Annotated in this window: 23 protein-coding genes; 2 read left to right on the top strand and 21 right to left on the bottom strand. The window is 41.6% G+C overall.

What is annotated here, in order from left to right; genetic code table 11:
• The first annotated feature begins 49 nt into the window (after nt 1–49).
• Complete coding sequence (locus tag A8140_RS26105) at nt 50–238, top strand: hypothetical protein (protein WP_472579705.1); 189 nt, start codon at nt 50–52, stop codon at nt 236–238.
• Between the two features lie 931 nt (nt 239–1,169).
• Here the strand turns inward: A8140_RS26105 and A8140_RS09605 are convergent.
• The 18 genes from A8140_RS09605 to A8140_RS09750 form a co-directional block, all read right to left on the bottom strand.
• The gene (locus tag A8140_RS09605) at nt 1,170–1,745 is read right to left on the bottom strand and encodes an NADPH-dependent FMN reductase (RefSeq protein ID WP_005536223.1); all 576 of its coding nucleotides are present in this window, start codon (nt 1,743–1,745) and stop codon (nt 1,170–1,172) included.
• A 136-nt stretch (nt 1,746–1,881) separates the two neighbouring features.
• On the bottom strand, nt 1,882–2,427 hold the full coding sequence (locus A8140_RS09615) for a GNAT family N-acetyltransferase (protein ID WP_038864150.1): 546 nt from the start codon (nt 2,425–2,427) through the stop codon (nt 1,882–1,884).
• Nucleotides 2,428–2,573: 146 nt separating this feature from the next.
• Nucleotides 2,574–3,218 carry a glutathione S-transferase family protein gene (locus tag A8140_RS09625; protein WP_005537364.1) on the bottom strand — a complete coding sequence of 215 codons (645 nt, stop codon included), beginning with the start codon at nt 3,216–3,218 and terminating at the stop codon, nt 2,574–2,576.
• A gap of 152 nt (nt 3,219–3,370) precedes the next feature.
• Nucleotides 3,371–3,844, bottom strand: coding sequence for a GrpB family protein (locus A8140_RS09630; protein ID WP_038863942.1), 474 nt, complete (start codon nt 3,842–3,844; stop codon nt 3,371–3,373).
• A 134-nt stretch (nt 3,845–3,978) separates the two neighbouring features.
• On the bottom strand, nt 3,979–4,476 hold the full coding sequence (locus A8140_RS09635) for a GNAT family N-acetyltransferase (RefSeq protein WP_050566986.1): 498 nt from the start codon (nt 4,474–4,476) through the stop codon (nt 3,979–3,981).
• 186 nt (nt 4,477–4,662) lie between these two features.
• On the bottom strand, nt 4,663–4,896 hold the full coding sequence (locus tag A8140_RS09640) for a hypothetical protein (protein ID WP_005377029.1): 234 nt from the start codon (nt 4,894–4,896) through the stop codon (nt 4,663–4,665).
• Nucleotides 4,897–5,032: 136 nt separating this feature from the next.
• Nucleotides 5,033–5,821: a phosphotransferase gene (locus tag A8140_RS09645; RefSeq protein WP_087490653.1), complete on the bottom strand. Its 789-nt coding sequence runs from the start codon at nt 5,819–5,821 to the stop codon at nt 5,033–5,035.
• Nucleotides 5,822–5,991: 170 nt separating this feature from the next.
• Nucleotides 5,992–6,393 (bottom strand): HIT family protein, encoded by a 402-nt coding sequence (locus A8140_RS09655; protein ID WP_005537025.1) that lies wholly within the window; start codon nt 6,391–6,393, stop codon nt 5,992–5,994.
• A 139-nt stretch (nt 6,394–6,532) separates the two neighbouring features.
• Nucleotides 6,533–7,021, bottom strand: coding sequence for an HAD-IIIA family hydrolase (locus A8140_RS09665; protein WP_005537021.1), 489 nt, complete (start codon nt 7,019–7,021; stop codon nt 6,533–6,535).
• A gap of 149 nt (nt 7,022–7,170) precedes the next feature.
• Nucleotides 7,171–7,665 (bottom strand): GNAT family N-acetyltransferase, encoded by a 495-nt coding sequence (locus tag A8140_RS09670; protein WP_005537019.1) that lies wholly within the window; start codon nt 7,663–7,665, stop codon nt 7,171–7,173.
• Nucleotides 7,666–7,811: 146 nt separating this feature from the next.
• Entirely contained in the window at nt 7,812–8,297 is a 486-nt protein-coding gene (locus A8140_RS09680; RefSeq protein ID WP_005537015.1) for a hypothetical protein, read from the bottom strand.
• 171 nt (nt 8,298–8,468) lie between these two features.
• Nucleotides 8,469–8,666 carry a hypothetical protein gene (locus A8140_RS09690; RefSeq protein ID WP_005537014.1) on the bottom strand — a complete coding sequence of 66 codons (198 nt, stop codon included), beginning with the start codon at nt 8,664–8,666 and terminating at the stop codon, nt 8,469–8,471.
• Between the two features lie 655 nt (nt 8,667–9,321).
• The gene (locus A8140_RS09700; protein WP_005537156.1) at nt 9,322–9,672 is read right to left on the bottom strand and encodes a hypothetical protein; all 351 of its coding nucleotides are present in this window, start codon (nt 9,670–9,672) and stop codon (nt 9,322–9,324) included.
• Nucleotides 9,673–9,822: 150 nt separating this feature from the next.
• Complete coding sequence (locus A8140_RS09710; protein WP_005537159.1) at nt 9,823–10,200, bottom strand: nuclear transport factor 2 family protein; 378 nt, start codon at nt 10,198–10,200, stop codon at nt 9,823–9,825.
• Nucleotides 10,201–10,363: 163 nt separating this feature from the next.
• Entirely contained in the window at nt 10,364–10,765 is a 402-nt protein-coding gene (locus A8140_RS09720) for an HIT family protein (RefSeq protein ID WP_005537025.1), read from the bottom strand.
• Between the two features lie 139 nt (nt 10,766–10,904).
• Entirely contained in the window at nt 10,905–11,429 is a 525-nt protein-coding gene (locus tag A8140_RS09730; RefSeq protein WP_005537164.1) for a hypothetical protein, read from the bottom strand.
• Between the two features lie 150 nt (nt 11,430–11,579).
• Entirely contained in the window at nt 11,580–11,933 is a 354-nt protein-coding gene (locus A8140_RS09740; protein ID WP_005537168.1) for a DUF6404 family protein, read from the bottom strand.
• Nucleotides 11,934–12,091: 158 nt separating this feature from the next.
• Nucleotides 12,092–12,523 (bottom strand): hypothetical protein, encoded by a 432-nt coding sequence (locus tag A8140_RS09750; RefSeq protein ID WP_005537477.1) that lies wholly within the window; start codon nt 12,521–12,523, stop codon nt 12,092–12,094.
• 235 nt (nt 12,524–12,758) lie between these two features.
• Between A8140_RS09750 and A8140_RS09755 the strand changes: the two genes are divergently transcribed.
• Nucleotides 12,759–13,721 (top strand): integron integrase, encoded by a 963-nt coding sequence (locus tag A8140_RS09755; protein ID WP_005534790.1) that lies wholly within the window; start codon nt 12,759–12,761, stop codon nt 13,719–13,721.
• A 58-nt stretch (nt 13,722–13,779) separates the two neighbouring features.
• Here A8140_RS09755 and A8140_RS09760 read toward each other — a convergent pair whose 3' ends face one another.
• The 3 genes from A8140_RS09760 to rimJ are packed head-to-tail and all read right to left on the bottom strand — an operon-like array spanning nt 13,780 to nt 15,439.
• Complete coding sequence (locus tag A8140_RS09760) at nt 13,780–14,253, bottom strand: DUF2947 domain-containing protein (protein WP_005434054.1); 474 nt, start codon at nt 14,251–14,253, stop codon at nt 13,780–13,782.
• A 13-nt stretch (nt 14,254–14,266) separates the two neighbouring features.
• Nucleotides 14,267–14,854: an HD domain-containing protein gene (locus A8140_RS09765; RefSeq protein WP_005534788.1), complete on the bottom strand. Its 588-nt coding sequence runs from the start codon at nt 14,852–14,854 to the stop codon at nt 14,267–14,269.
• Nucleotides 14,855–15,439: a ribosomal protein S5-alanine N-acetyltransferase gene (rimJ, locus tag A8140_RS09770; RefSeq protein ID WP_005534786.1), complete on the bottom strand. Its 585-nt coding sequence runs from the start codon at nt 15,437–15,439 to the stop codon at nt 14,855–14,857.
• Nucleotides 15,440–15,463: the final 24 nt, after the last annotated feature.

Here is a 15,463-nt window from a genome sequence, read left to right on the forward strand (position 1 = left end):
TAAAAAAGTGGCTTCGGTTGATACGGTTATTGTTCAGACAAGGCCATTAATGTTATATGACGAAGTTTCAGGACGCACTTTTTCACATCGTAAAGTGGATGTCCGCTCTCAAGTTGATGGTATTATTAGGAAGAGATACTTTGAAGAGGGTAGTGTTGCTCACAAAGGGGATATCTTACATCTGTTGCTGGTATTAAAGAGTACTCAGGTCTTGTGCAAGGTGCAAAAGTTAACTTAGGACATGCCAAGATCACAGCGCCGATCTCTGGAATAATAGGGAAGTGACACATTAAAAGAATGTGAGTCCGTTTTTTCTCTAAACGGAAACAGGGCAAAAGACGTGTTTGCCGAGAACGGCGTCAACACGTCTTTGGACAGAAATGTTTTAGACGTGCTGATCTAAACCATTTCGTTCAAATTAGAAAAAGTATCTTGAAACCACAGTCTCTTGTTAGGTATATTGACCTTTGTAAGACCTATTTTTTAGGAAAAACATAATACTAAGATCAGCAACTAAAATTAAACAACTCTTTAGCACATTTATTTCAGGGGGAAAGTTATCAGTACTATTTATAGAAAATTCCCCACTTGGAAAGGAATTCACTAGTGACTGATAGAAAATTGAAATTTTATCATATTCAAAAGCCAACAGCGCTACAACAAGTATATCAAACCAATTATGTAACAACGACATTATGTGCGTTACAACCATTGGCACTGTTATATTTAAAACCTCAAAGAGTATCTTAGTAGATAAGCAAAAAATATATAAAACAATTTGAGTTGTCGTACTAATACACAAGGCCTCAACTGCAGCTCGGACTTTAAACACAACACATGCGATTATCACAAGATCAAGAGCCGAAAAATAAAATAGAAATCGATTAAAAAATCCTTCCGAATCAATCTTTGTGAATACAATTATACTATTCAATAATATCAGAACTAAAGCTATAATTAAGAACATCAGTTTGAACCAACTGAAGTGGCTGTAAGCTTTCTCGTTCATCTTAATAATCGAACTCCTCATTTTCAACCTTCACACTCCACTGTGTTTAACCATATAGCTTATACCTAACGCCGCATTAAGGTGTGAGCTGCGCTTGGCTATATTTGAGCGAAGCGAAAATGCCAAGCGTTTCGAATCACTCTTAAATGCCTTGTTAGCATTACAGTTCCCACCCAGACTTATATGTTCTAGCACTCAATAAACTACAGAGCTCATCCATTACTTTCATAGATTTTTCAAGCCTGGGTAGCCTTTCATCCGAAAGGGTATCATTGACCCAGTGACGATTATGAACATACAAGTTGTAAGGATTGATAACACACTTGAAATCAATGCTTAGTGACGTCGAGAGCGCAGAATCAGCCATGTAACTATGAGGTAGCCCCGCTGAGGTTACAAACGTCACCACTTTATCGAAGAGTGCGCCAGTTAAGCTACCATCAGGAGGTGTAGACCCAACATATTCAATGTATTTCTTTAATTCAGAACAACATCCCCAGTTATAAATTGGGCTGCATAAAACAATACCACTCGCCTCAGACGTCAACTTATGTAACGCCTTATATTGTTCCGTATGATATATTTTGTCGTTGTCAAAATTTGGCACATCAAGTTCCGCCAAATCAACAAATTTAACTTGTCTATCCAACGATTGTAGTTCGTCAATACATAGCTTAGCGATTTGACGACTTCGACTATTTGGATCCAAGCTCGAACTTACTACCAAAATGTACATGTTATCTCCTGTCGAATGCTAACGCCCTGTTAAGGTGTGAGCAACGCAATACCAAAGCCGCCGCATACCACCTTAAACACTAAAACCAACGCATAGTGAAAATGCCATGCGTTGCGAATCACTCTTGAACAGTTTGTTATGCGTAATTTTTGACGCACTTTGTCATTGCTGTTTCCGAGACTGACAAACCATCGATTCGATATTGATCGTTGAACTCTCCAACAACATTGAACCCTGATTTTAAGTAGAGGTTCTTTGCTGGAAAATTCTCTGATAATACACAAAGATCCAGCCAGTCAATTTCAGCTTTTTCTTGGCAGAAACTTATCACAGCATCAATGAGTCTTTGACCAATACCTTGCTTCCTACAAGAAACATGTACACCCATACCGAGTAGAACTCGATGAGAACGGCTTTCATCATTGTAGTGGCGAAGATCAATATGACCTTTGATACTTCCATACGTGTCTTTTACAACCCACAGCTTTCTCCAACCTACATCGCCAAACTCATGGGAAAAACCTTGGATAAACTTTTCTTTTGTTGCTTCTGGAACTTCACTTTGCTCTCTGGACATTGGCTGAAAAAGAGGAACTTCGCCATTACCATTTTCAGACAGCTGATGTTCAAGATACGCAAAGAATGAAACTAAATCCGATTTATCCGCTTCTACAACTTCCATCTAATATTCTGTACTCCATCAATTACGCATAACGCCTTGTTAAGGTGTGAGGCACGCAATACCGAAGCTGACGCATAACACCTTAACCACTAAAACCAACGCATAGTAAAAATGCCACGCGTGCCGAATCACTCTTGAACAATTTGTTATGAGTATGACTCAAAGGGTGTAAGATCAATCCCCTCAAAATCACAAACGGCTCTTATTACTGGATTACGACAGAGACGTTTCAGATAATCCGATAAGTGCTGATAACTCTCCACATGCGCCTCTTCTGGTAGCCACCCAGCCAACATGAACAGAAAGTAATCGCATGCAGTTAACTCATTTCCGATTAAGTATTCATGTTGCTTAAGTTGCTCATCAAGAATGGGTAAAACTTCCATAATGCGAGAGTTTTGAGCCGAGACTATATCTGAAGCCCCTAGTTCACTAGTTGTGTGACGCTTTGGGTAATAGCGAATCATTAATTCTGACTGTAGCGTATTGTTAAGAAATGCTAGCCATTGAAAGAATAAAGGACGCTTTGCATCACCCAATGCTGGCATTAACCCTGATTCAGGGTGTAATTCACAAATATGAATACAGATCGCAACACTTTCAAAAACCGCCTGCCCATCGACAATCAGAGTTGGAATACGACCCGCAGGGTTCAATCTGAGATAGTCTTTCTTTTTGTGGGATTGAGCCTTCTTGTCTACCAACAACAATTCAAAGTCAGCTTTCACATGCTGCAATAGAAAGTGTGGAGCCAAACTCGCGCTGTTTGGATAGTAGTAAAGCTTGAACAAATTAGGCTCCTTGCCTGTAATTCTGGGGGTACTCATAACGCCCTGTTAAGGTGTGAGCAACGCAATGCCGAAGCTACCGCATACCACCTTAAACACTCAACACAACGCATAGTGAAAATGCCACACGTTGCGAATCACTCTTGAACAGTTTGTTATGCCTGTCCTAACACACGCTCAATAAAAGCTGATTTTTTCCGACGATACTCTTCGTGAGACCAACCTGTACAAGACATTTTCAGCTCATTGTATCGTTGAACTAACTCAGGACTTCTACGGAGTTTGTCTCTAAACCCCACAAAAAAGTCAAATTCCGAACCATTGGCTACAACTTGAAAAACGACATCCTCACCTGAGCTATTTTCCAGCATGCAAAGCTCCGGAGTTCTTAACGTATCGGATTTTTCTTTGAAACCTAGAGTAGAAAGTAACTTTACTGCATTCTCAAGTTCCTTGCCGTTAACACCAACAAGTATGTCTAGGTCACCTTTAGATACAGCATTAGGGATTGAGGAAGCTCCAATATGCTCAATAGATGCATCTGGAAGTAAAGCAGCTATCTCAAGTTCGTACTTACGATACAGGTTTTCGCAAGATGTCTGATATTCATCTGCTTTGTAAAACTCCATATTTTCTCCCAAAAGGCATAACGCCCTCTTAAGTGGTGAGCAACGCAATGCGATGTTTCCGTACACCACCTAAATCACTGAATTTGCCGCAAACCACAAATGCCACGCGTTGCGAATCCGTCTTAAAGCGTTTGTTATGCTTGTGCCAAAGACAAGCTCATATTCAGACTAGTTTCCTTTCGACCTGATTCAAAAATCACTTCGTTGTTTAGTCCTGTGTATTTAAAGCCAAACTTTTCATACAAGTTTTGCGCCACGACATTTGATTTATATACATCTAATCTTAACTCTTTGAAACCAAAACGCTGACCATCCATCAATACTGTTTTCAGTAACCTTTTAGCAATTCCTTGTCCTCTAAAATCAGCATGTACTTGAGCACCTACAAATCCTATTTCGTCTGTACCCATGCCGCACATAGTTCCCGGAAAAGCTTCTATGCTAGCGACAACCTTATTATCAACGATTGCTATAAATTGAGGAATTTGTTGTTTGGTAATCCTATTTAGAACAACTTCAATTTTGTCTTTTGGTGGCGGTGGGCTCCGTAGATATGCACCCTCGTCATACACCCCTTGCCAAAGTTCCCAAAATCCATCTAAGTCATCAGAACAGATTCTTCGAATTTCCATATTTTCTCCAAAAAGCATAACGCCCTGTTAAGGGGTGAGCAACGCAATACCAAAGCCGCTGCATACCACCTTAAACACTTAAACCAACGCATAGTAAAAATGCCACGCGTTGCGAATCTCTCTTGAACAGTTTGTTAGTATTCAGACCCAACCTGTTACACCGAACTTAAAAAGAAGTCTTATTTGTCAGTTCTCTATCGTCTTGATACCACAGTTTTCACAGATCGTATGTCGAGAAAACTCATCCATAGAAGCTAAAAATGGACCAACTGCCCAGCCTTTGATTAACCCAGCAATAAACTCTTTACGCTTTTGATGTTTTACACCAGCAAAAGGACTTGGGTTCCTAATCAATACGGTAATATGTTTGGATTTAATGTTGCAAGCAGAACACTGATATTTGTCTATCTGATGAAGCACTAATTTCCCTCCTGAATACTAACGCCGCATTAAGGTGTGAAACACGCGACCACGACTCCTAATTTTACCACCGTAAACACTGAACTTAACCCAAACCAAAAATGCCAAGCGTGCTGAATCACTCTTAAATGCTTTGTTATAAGCACTTTTTGCCCATCAAAGCCTCTGTAATGTACTCACAGTTACTTTGCATATACTCGATATCTGCTAGATATGCGAGATGATGGCCATCATTGATATTAGAGATAAATGCTTGATTTCCATTACGTGCTTCGCTGTGCATATGGTCAACTAAAGCCTGAACCCTATCTATCATTGTTTGCACTATACTCTGACGCTCTATTTCGGGTAAACCGTAGGCATCACAGAACTGTTTCGCTCGCAATGACTGTGATGATAAATCACCCATTGCATCGTACTTGTGAGTCTTAAACGGAGCCCAACAATAGAGAGCATAAGCAACATCCCAAACTCTAGGCGCTGGATGTGCAGTATCAAAGTCAATAATACCAACCGCCTTTGAACCGTGCAGAGACACGTTATATGGTGCATAGTCACCGTGACAGATAACTTCTATTGGCTCACGAACAGGGAGCATCCATTCTAATGTGTCATTTGAGTGTTGTGACAAGAACGAACTAGACGCATCATGATATGAACGAAGCAAACTAGCTGCTGAAATCAGCGCTTCTTCTGTAGCAATATTGCCTTTAAGCGGGTAATTAAAGACCTCACCATCGACAAAAGATAAGACCTCGTTACCCTTATCATCAAAGCCGAAAGGCTTAGGAGCCGCATGAAATCCATTTTTGGCAATATACGAGAGTAAATAATGCACTGTTTCAGACCACTTGCCACGAGGTCGGTAAACGCGATTTTCAGAGCGAAAAATTTGCCCCTCTCGCCCACCTTGAAGTTCTTCCATTGATATCCTTATGTATGACTTGTTAAGTGCTTATAACGCCTTGTTAAGGTGTGAGGCACGCAATACCGAAGCCTCCGCATTCCACCTTAACCACTAAAACCAACGCATAGTAAAAATGCCACGCGTGCCGAATCACTCTTGAACAATTTGTTAGCATACTTTTTCAATGCTCATAGATCTTTAAGTGATTCTCTTAGTTTATCCATAGTTTGAATTCCAAGTTCACTACTAACCCAACCGTACTGGTCTCCATGAAACCTAGGGAAAATATGCAAATGGTAGTGATCGAGCTCGTTGAAATGAGGTGCCTCTCCATTGTTTTGCATAAAGCCGATACCATCGGGATTGAACTTAGCTTCTATACGTTTATACAAATCTCTTGCAACGTCGGTGATCTCAAAAAACACAGACTCAGGCAGGTCAATGAATGTACGGTATTGAGTCTTAGGACAAATTAAAATATGCCCAAAGTTGATCGGATCATGGTCTGCAAAAGCTATAACTTGGTCAGATTCGTACACGATGACCGAGTCAATTTCACGATTAACAATTTGTTCGACTATCGTAGCCATCTGAACACCTATCAAAGTATGCTAACGCCCTGTTAAGGGGTAAGCAACGCAATACCGATGTCGCTGCATTCCACCTTAATCACTAAAACCAACGCATAGTAAAAATGCCACGCGTTGCGAATCCCTCTTGAACAGTTTGTTAGCTTTTGGAGCTTCCGTTTACAAGATCGTGGACCCAGATAAAACCACAACTTGCGCTTTCCGCTGCAATTTTATCTTTAAGGCGATCACCTACGAAAACCGTCGATGCTGGCTCGACACCAAAATGCGCTATTATGCGCTTTAACATTCCGCCTGCTGGCTTTCTACAGTCACATTCACCATCAATGGCATGCGGGCAAAACTGAATGGCTTCTCTATCCGGAAGAAAACCAAAAACGCCTATGACCATATCATTAAGGAGTTGCAGACTTGCCTCCTCTGTAAACTCCCCCCTAGATATACCCGGTTGATTTGTCGCGATACCAAATTTTTTGGATGTCCAATCGTATTCGCTGAGGACATCACAAACATCACCTTTTAACACCCACTCCCCGTGTGCAAGCGGATAAAACTGACCTTCAACAGTGCACTCCCGTAGTGTACCGTCAGCATCAAAGATGACCAATTCATACCTATTCAAATCCATTGAATACCTCTTTGAGTTCTGTAGAAAGCTAACGCCCAATTAAGGGGTGAACAACGCTTCCACCCAAACCTAAAGCATTGTGCCATAAACACTAAATTTGAAGTAGAACCAAAAATGCCAAGCGTTGTGAATCCCTCTTAAATTGCTTGTTATGTGCGTGCTAAACGATAGCGCCTTACTGTGCCTTCATTGTCATCTGTATAGTTACCCAGATATTCACCACCGCAGTTTTCTATAACCTTTTGAGATGCTGGATTATCAATTGAACAGGTAACAATAACCGAGTCAGTTACAACATGGTCGCGCACCCAAGCCAGGAGAAATGAAGCGACACCTTTGCCGCGAACTGATGGTTTAGTCTCGTAACCAACATGCCCTATCACATTCTCTACGTTCGCATTTGTCCCAGTGCGAACTCGAATAGCACCTAGGATTTCAGAGTTTGAAATGCAGTAGTACGTTGTACTTGGCAAATACCCATTTGGTAATTCGGAGGTTGCCTTAGACCTCTCAACCAAACCTGACAAATAGGCTTCAGGGTTTAGCTCAACATTTTCGTATTTGGGGATACCCGAATCGAAGCATTCTTTCGCATAACTGGCTAACATTGGAGCTAAATCAGGGCTAGCTTCTACTACTTCCATGTCTATTTTCCTCTACAGCACATAACGCCCTGTTAAGGTGTGAGCAACGCAATACCGAAGCCACTGCATACTACCTTAAACACTAAAACCAACGCATAGTAAAAATGCCACGCGTTGGGAATCACTCTTAAACAGTTTGTTATAAATCAATTCGTTTTGGTTTCGACTACAGCTGATGACGCTTGAAAGTAATCTTGATAGAAAGCAGAATTTCCCACTTTGATACCAGCAGTGAATACCGCAATAATAAAAACAGCTGCACCTAGCCAGTGTTTCACTTCCACATGTTTAACCAACCAGAATAAAGTTACCTTCTCGGGATAAGCAACACCACTGCTCTCTTGCTGTACACCTGCTTCAAGTTCGCTCGCTGTTTTCATTGTTTTACCAAAAACAATAGCTTGATTAACTATACCTATCGCTTCATTAATGTTGTTAACAGCGTCTTGCTTGCTTCCTATCCTGTACGTAACTAAAGCAGCCGATTTAGCTTGTTCAAATACACGTTCGTGCTTTTGGCTGAAGTGTAATAGTGGCTGCACTTCATCGCACCATGCTTCAAAATTTTCTATGCTGCCAAACTTATAACCTCGGCGCTTTTGGTGCTTTTCTAATTCTTCAATAAATTCCACAAAACCTCCGTGATTTATAACGCCCTGCTAAGGGGTGAGCAACGCAATACCGAAGCCGCTGCAAACCACCTAAATCACTAAAATCAACGCATAGTAAAAATGCCACGCGTTGCGAATCCCTCTTGAGCAGTTTGTTATGTGAAATTTTTGCTCGCCCTCACCATTAGTTTGCTAACCATCAACTTTAGGTTTGATAGGTGCAATAACCATATAGATAACCCAAGCAAACCAAGAAACAAAGAGTATGGTAAGTACCCAAGCGAGCTTTTCTCGACCTGTGGTTTTATTGGATTTTAAAACTAATACAAATGGAGTTAACCAGACGATAAAAACTGCCCATATCATCACTGAACCGTATATAGAATTCATAAAACATCCCTGTGGTTATATAGTCTTATTCCTTTAGATAACCATGACAGAGGCGAAGAAGCAATGTTAGTTCAGCAAATACATAAACTTACGTTCAATTATGATGTAGAAACCAAAATTACACATAACGCGCAGTTAAGGTGTGAGAGACGCAGATCCACCCTAACCTAAAATAAACTCTGATAAATCCGTGCCTATTTGGGCACTAAAACCCCAATGCGTTTCGAATCGGCTTGAACGTCTTGTTATTCCGCAACCAAAGCCGGCTATGTTTACGCCTAATCTTTTGATATTACGAGAAATTTTCGGCATGCAGGCAAAAATCGAAGCCGAAGTATTTGGCAGCTCACTACCTTAAATCGCTTTAGCGTCACTCTTTAATTGCTGCGCCATATTAAGGTGCGCTTAAAGCGCTTTAAGGCTAGCATGGAAATGACCAATATTCGCCCTTTTCGCCGCTTTTCCACCCTATTACCCCGCCACTTTCACTCTTAGGCTACAACCACGTACATTCAGCCTGAGAGATCCGTTGCGGAAATAACGCCTTGCTAAGGTGTGAGCAACGCAATACCTTAGCTCCCGCATATCACCTTAATCACATAAACCAACGCATAGTAAAAATGCCACGCGTTGCGAATCACTCTTAAGCAATTTGTTAGGTATTTTTTGCCCGTTTTCGCGCTGGCTTTTGAAACACTGATTTTGGTACAGCGGTAGACTTTTGTTTAGTTGTGACTTCTTTTTCATCAAACGGATTGCCCCGTCCAGGTGTAAATATATAACCACTCTCGAATAGAGGTCGTAACTTTTCCCATGCCTTAATATCATGCTGCTTTGGAGCTTTAAACGCTGAACCTGTTTCGTACGTTTTTCCATGACATTGAGGACAAACTACCTCATATGTGACCTCTGTCCAAGTACCAGATTTGGACTGGTCATACTTATGCTTTTTAAACACCTTCCTACAATTAAGGCACGCAAATTTTGAAGTAATACTTGATTTCATACCGAATACCTAACGCCCTGTTAAGGGGTGAGCAACGCAATACCGAAGCCGCTGCATACAACCTTAAACACCAAAACCAACGCATAGTAAAAATGCCACGCGTTGCGAATCCCTCTTGAACAGTTTGTTATATGCCCGTTTTCTTAAGCTTTAATTATGTTCTAGCTCGAAAGGCGAGCACGGTGTGCCTTGGTGATACTTGAGTTGCCAGCAAGTACCAGTAAATGTCCAAATTGAACAACGTTTAGCAAAATCGCTAACTTCACCAAATTCACTTACCAGAGCTGACTCGTACCTCAGAAGTTGAACGGAAGGCTCTAGCTGAATACATTCATACCTCTGTGAATGTATGCGAGTGCTTGAGGGTTCTTCACATTCCATCATCTCTATGATTGAGTCGAAATCGTAACTCGTACCTGATTTACCGACTTCCACAAAACTAGGATGGATTAGACGCTCAATATCCGTTTTGCTTTGACGTATTTCGTATTGATGCAACTCGATCTCTTGCTCAATGAGAATATCCATTTGGTCTCCAAAATTTCAAAGGCATATAACGCCTTGTTAAGGTGTGAGGCACGCAATACCCAAGCCACCGCATACCACCTTAACCACTGAACCTAACGCATAGTAAAAATGCCACGCGTGCCGAATCACTCTTAAACAATTTGTTAGCATACTTTTTCAATGCTTATAGATCTTTAAGTGATTCTCTTAGTTTATCCATAGTTTGAATTCCAAGCTCACTACTAACCCAACCGTACTGGTCGCCATGAAACCTAGGGAAAATATGCAAATGGTAGTGATCGAGCTCGTTGAAGTGAGGAGCCTCTCCATTGTTTTGCATAAAGCCGATACCATCAGGATTGAACTTAGCTTCTATACGTTTATATAAATCTCTTGCAACGTCGGTGATCTCAAAAAATACAGACTCAGGCAGGTCAATAAAAGTACGGTATTGAGTCTTAGGACAAATTAAAATATGCCCAAAGTTGATCGGATCATGGTCTGCAAAAGCTATAACTTGGTCAGATTCGTACACGATGACCGAGTCAATTTCTCGATTAACAATTTGTTCGACTATCGTAGCCATCTGAACTCCTATCAAAGTATGCTAACGCCCTGCTAAGGGGTGAGCAACGCAATACAAAAGCCGCCGCATACCACCTTAAGCACTAAAATCAACGCATAGCAAAAATGCCACGCGTTGCGAATCCCTCTTAAGCAGTTTGTTAGGCACTTTCTAGTTTGATCTCAATTCCGTAACCCTTTCTTAAATCTTCTAAAGGGTCACTGGCTTCGTTAGGAGTAAGTATGCATTTGTACGGTTTTTTCATAACGATATTACTCAGGATCGACAGCAACTCATTAAACCGTTTTAGGTCAGTAGCATCTTCACCTAGAAAAAACTGATCAGCCCAAAACCAAACTTCCAAATCAAAGGTTTTTGTTCTCTCCTCGGACCATATATCAAATGTAACATCTGCTACATTAAACATCTTTGTTGCGATAGTTGACTGACCTTTTGCCATCTCAGGTATCATCGCTTTGTTTTGAAGAATCTCTGAGAGTCCAATACTTCTATCAAGCAGGTCACTTGAAATCACTTTAACCCTAGGTTCAGAAACTTTTTTCGCTATTACTTTAAGAACATGGGCAAGATCATCTTTAGATAAGGAAAGCAAATAGACTTGAGTTGCCCCACCATCAAATGGAAGCATTAACAATTTAGCCTTCATCCAATCTAATTGATTCATATCACCTCTACCTCTAGCGCCTAACGCCCTGTTAAGGGGTGAGCAACGCAATACCGAAGTCGCCGCATACCGCCTTAAACACTAAAACCAACGCATGATGAAAATGCCACGCGTTGCGAATCCCTCTTGAACAGTTGTTAGGTTTTGGGCTTATTCTCCCAATGAACCCCAATCTGTTAGGTTTAATTGCTTACGTCTAATGTAGTAGAAGGTTGCCATAATAAAGCCAAACAAAATGCCAGCAAGTAACGAGATAAAAACGGCCTCTAAAACTGGTTTACCTAGCTCGTTCCACACAAGAAACCATTGGAAGATTCCCCATACAGGAGCAAAGAAAGTCACACAAAGCATAACGTTTGCAAAATAACTTTGGTAATAAGGTGGCGGAAAACACATTCCAAGTTTACGTAGCCACTTAACAATTGGTGGATTGTAGTTCGACTTCCAAACACCTTTATCATTTAACTCTTTGTGAGCAAGTCGTAGCTTCGCTTCATAATCCATGATCTAAAATCCTCGAATTCGATGTTTCCCGCGGAGAAACCTAACGCCTTGTTAAGGTGTGAGGCACGCAATACCGAAGCTTCCGCATACCACCTTAACCACTAAACCTGAAGCATGGTAAAAATGCCACGCGTGCCGAATCACTCTTAAACAATTTGTTAGCAGGACATTACGCAAGTAGCCGATGCTTCATTGACATAACTATAACCTTCGACAGTGACTGTAATCTGCTCTAAACCAAAAACTGACTCTGACGTTATCACTATAGGGAAGTTTAGTCTTATCATGTCGTTATGATTGGGCTTCGTAATGCCAAACCAAAAGCCTACGGTTTTGCCATTTACGAACATATTGGGTTGAGAATATTCGACTTCAGCTAATCCGTAATGAATAAAACCAATAAACTCATTACCATTCGCATCGAAGAATTTCGCCCTGACAATGATGTTAGAGTTGGGATCTAGTGCATCATCTTGGCTAGCTTGACAAATGACAGTCTCATCATGACTATCATCTTTCCATGAGGGAAACTGCCATACAGCATGATCTTGTATATCTTGGGGAGTTATTTCCCATATTTGCTTAGCCATGTTACTCCTGTACTGCTAACGCTTTCTATACGGCCTTTTGCCACCTTTCAGGCAGGCTACCGCCTTCTTTCATTCTAAAAGAAAGTATGCATGCTAGCACTTATCTTTATGAAACAAATAGAAAATCAGTATTAATCTGTGTGCTCACACACGCAATTAGATGGCGAAGTGACGCCTAATTCTTAATGAAAGGCTAAGTTTATAAAACTGTATAAACAACCAGTCAAATTAGAAAATGAAAAGTCAGTTTTTACTTAGCGTCAAAGAGCATATGATCTCGCGTCACTATGCGAAGAAAACCATTGAAACCTACCTGTTTTGGATAAAGCGTTACATTGTCTTCCACCAGCTAGCTCACCCTTCCAAACTTTGTGAAGACGATGTTGAACGCTTTCTAAGTCATCTTGCCATTGATGAAAAGGTAGCAGTGAAAACGCAGGCACTTGCATTAAACGCCATCTCATTTTTATATCGAGAGTACTTCCAGATGCCACTCTCATTGAATATGAGATTTCAAAAATCACTCACTGAGAAAAAACTGCCCGTTGTGTTAACAAGAGACGAAGTGAGACGCTTTGTTCAGCATATTGACCCCAAATACAAACTCCATATTCAACTATTGTATGGTTCTGGCCTGCGAATCATGGAATGCTTACGACTAAGAATTCAAGATATTGATTACGACTACGGTGCGCTTAGAGCCTGGCAAGGAAAAGGTGGTAAGAATAGAACAGTCACATTAGCGAAAGAGCTACATGAACCACTAAAATCACAGGTCAATATAACGAGAGATTATTATCAGAAAGACCGTCATATGGGCGGCTATGCTGGTGTTTATATCTCTGATGGGCTAAGAAGGAAGTACCCTGGTGCGGAACTGGATTTCAATTGGCACTTTCTCTTCCCATCAACCAAATTAAGCATAGATGCAGATACTGGTGAGTTTAGGCGGCATCATGTTAATGAGAATGCGATACAAAGGGCGGTGAAACGAGCGGCAAAAGACGCGGGAATAGAAAAGTCTGTCACTTGCCATACGCTTAGGCACAGCTTTGCTACCCACCTTCTAGAGTCAGGAGCCGACATACGAACCGTCCAAGAGCAACTTGGGCATACTGATGTGAAAACGACTCAGATCTACACCCACGTGATCGAACGCGGTGCTGGAGGTGTATTGAGTCCCTTATCAAACCTATAGAGACACAAAAGCCACCGAGTTATTAGACGTAACTCGGTGGCTTTAACAATATAACGTCTTAGTGACGCTCGCCCAGTTTGACGTTACCTTTAGAATCAAACCAAAGTGCTTGAGCGCGACGTCGACCGATTAGAATTGGCCCATCGTCATAGAACAGGAAGTTCTTCCAGTGTTTCTTGAAGGTAGACCACTTTGTCTCGATCACGTTGTACTTCTCATAACAAAAGTACACCGTCACATCGTCTTGCCAATCAATAAACGCTGCGACCTCTTCCGGTAGCTCAGGTTCATCGGCTTCCCAAGCCGCCATCCAATCGACTTCTTCTGACCAGTTCGACTCTTTCATCGGCCAGTCTGACGAGCTCAAACGGTCCATATCCGGACTTTGGGCACTAATATTCTCTTTCCAGAACTGCGCAGCGCGGGCTTGGCTCATCGGCTTGATAAACTCGAGCTCTTCCTCTGGCATTGGCATTGACTGGTGAGTAAAAATCCATTTTCTTTGGTATTCGTCCAAAGGCAAATAAGACATTCAGTCTCCTTTCTTACGACTTCAGCCAACCTTTCTCGGTGGCTTCTTCAATCAGTTCTTTGGCTTTGCCCCATAGCGTGACAGAACCAGATTCAATTCTTTTATTGATGGTTAACGCTTGCTCTCGCGTGACACCATGTTCTTTCCAACTTTGACCATCATTGTGGTAGTTGAGTAACATCGGGATAAGGCGATCTAACGCTTTAGCGTATTTCGCATCATCACTTTGTGCCGCCTCAAACTCTTTCCACAGAGCAAACAGTTCATCACCTTGATCGCTCGGCAACATACCAAACAAACGCTCTGCGGCTTTTATTTCTTTTTCTTCTTGCTCTTTTGAAGCTGCAACATCATAAACAAAGGTATCGCCTGCGTCGATCTCTACGACATCATGGATAAGCAGCATTTTCATTACTCGAGCAATATCGATGGGGGCATTTGCATGTTCTTGCATCAATACCGCCATCAATGCAACGTGCCAACTGTGCTCGCCGCTATTCTCTAAGCGTCGGTCTGCACTCTTTACACGAGTACGACGAAGTACGCTTTTCAGTTGGTCCAGTTCAATAATAAGCGCTAACTGCTTTTCCAATCTTTCCATTTATCGAGCCTCTGCGGTCCAGTTTGGGTTAGTCAACGATGTCAGCACGTGGTCTCGCCATTCACCGTCGATCAACAAATAATCCTTTGCATACCCTTCTCTTTCAAACCCGGCATGTTGTAGCACCGCCTCACTACGCTTGTTATGTGGCATATAGCCCGCCTGAATACGGTGTATCTTTTGCACATCAAACATGTAATCACAGGCCATTTTTAACGCGCGGCGCATATAGCCATTGCCCTGCACGTCTTCTGCAAGGGAGTAACCAACATTGCAGGCATAGAACGGAAAACGACTCAGATTACTGAAAGAGAGCGTGCCAAGCATTTTACCAGATTCAGCATGAACAAGTAGGCAATAGTAACCAAGCCCTAGGCGGTGAAGTTCATTTAACTTAATCAGTTTTTGCAACCAACCATTGACGGTATAGAACGCCTCTTCTCGTTTTGGCTCGAATGGTGCCAAGTACGCTCGATTCGTCTGAAAATACTCTGCAATCATATCGGCATCGCCAATTTCTGCAGTACGTAGAAGCAAGTCGCCGTCCAACTTGTGAACGGCGATTGAGGAGCTCTTATCTTCCATTATAAATAACAACGTCCATTTAAT

Source organism: Vibrio campbellii CAIM 519 = NBRC 15631 = ATCC 25920, from assembly GCF_002163755.1.
Classification (GTDB): domain Bacteria; phylum Pseudomonadota; class Gammaproteobacteria; order Enterobacterales; family Vibrionaceae; genus Vibrio; species Vibrio campbellii.

What these genes read in the sequence shown, in the direction of transcription:
- A8140_RS26105 (WP_472579705.1), top strand. Translation starts at nt 50, where the DNA reads ATGTTATATGACGAAGTTTCAGGACGCACTTTTTCACATCGTAAAGTG.
- A8140_RS09605 (WP_005536223.1), bottom strand. Translation starts at nt 1,745, where the DNA reads ATGTACATTTTGGTAGTAAGTTCGAGCTTGGATCCAAATAGTCGAAGT.
- A8140_RS09615 (WP_038864150.1), bottom strand. Translation starts at nt 2,427, where the DNA reads ATGGAAGTTGTAGAAGCGGATAAATCGGATTTAGTTTCATTCTTTGCG.
- A8140_RS09630 (WP_038863942.1), bottom strand. Translation starts at nt 3,844, where the DNA reads ATGGAGTTTTACAAAGCAGATGAATATCAGACATCTTGCGAAAACCTG.
- A8140_RS09635 (WP_050566986.1), bottom strand. Translation starts at nt 4,476, where the DNA reads ATGGAAATTCGAAGAATCTGTTCTGATGACTTAGATGGATTTTGGGAA.
- A8140_RS09645 (WP_087490653.1), bottom strand. Translation starts at nt 5,821, where the DNA reads ATGGAAGAACTTCAAGGTGGGCGAGAGGGGCAAATTTTTCGCTCTGAA.
- A8140_RS09655 (WP_005537025.1), bottom strand. Translation starts at nt 6,393, where the DNA reads ATGGCTACGATAGTCGAACAAATTGTTAATCGTGAAATTGACTCGGTC.
- A8140_RS09665 (WP_005537021.1), bottom strand. Translation starts at nt 7,021, where the DNA reads ATGGATTTGAATAGGTATGAATTGGTCATCTTTGATGCTGACGGTACA.
- A8140_RS09670 (WP_005537019.1), bottom strand. Translation starts at nt 7,665, where the DNA reads ATGGAAGTAGTAGAAGCTAGCCCTGATTTAGCTCCAATGTTAGCCAGT.
- A8140_RS09690 (WP_005537014.1), bottom strand. Translation starts at nt 8,666, where the DNA reads ATGAATTCTATATACGGTTCAGTGATGATATGGGCAGTTTTTATCGTC.
- A8140_RS09700 (WP_005537156.1), bottom strand. Translation starts at nt 9,672, where the DNA reads ATGAAATCAAGTATTACTTCAAAATTTGCGTGCCTTAATTGTAGGAAG.
- A8140_RS09710 (WP_005537159.1), bottom strand. Translation starts at nt 10,200, where the DNA reads ATGGATATTCTCATTGAGCAAGAGATCGAGTTGCATCAATACGAAATA.
- A8140_RS09720 (WP_005537025.1), bottom strand. Translation starts at nt 10,765, where the DNA reads ATGGCTACGATAGTCGAACAAATTGTTAATCGAGAAATTGACTCGGTC.
- A8140_RS09730 (WP_005537164.1), bottom strand. Translation starts at nt 11,429, where the DNA reads ATGAATCAATTAGATTGGATGAAGGCTAAATTGTTAATGCTTCCATTT.
- A8140_RS09740 (WP_005537168.1), bottom strand. Translation starts at nt 11,933, where the DNA reads ATGGATTATGAAGCGAAGCTACGACTTGCTCACAAAGAGTTAAATGAT.
- A8140_RS09750 (WP_005537477.1), bottom strand. Translation starts at nt 12,523, where the DNA reads ATGGCTAAGCAAATATGGGAAATAACTCCCCAAGATATACAAGATCAT.
- A8140_RS09755 (WP_005534790.1), top strand. Translation starts at nt 12,759, where the DNA reads ATGAAAAGTCAGTTTTTACTTAGCGTCAAAGAGCATATGATCTCGCGT.
- A8140_RS09760 (WP_005434054.1), bottom strand. Translation starts at nt 14,253, where the DNA reads ATGTCTTATTTGCCTTTGGACGAATACCAAAGAAAATGGATTTTTACT.
- A8140_RS09765 (WP_005534788.1), bottom strand. Translation starts at nt 14,854, where the DNA reads ATGGAAAGATTGGAAAAGCAGTTAGCGCTTATTATTGAACTGGACCAA.
- rimJ (WP_005534786.1), bottom strand. Translation starts at nt 15,439, where the DNA reads ATGGAAGATAAGAGCTCCTCAATCGCCGTTCACAAGTTGGACGGCGAC.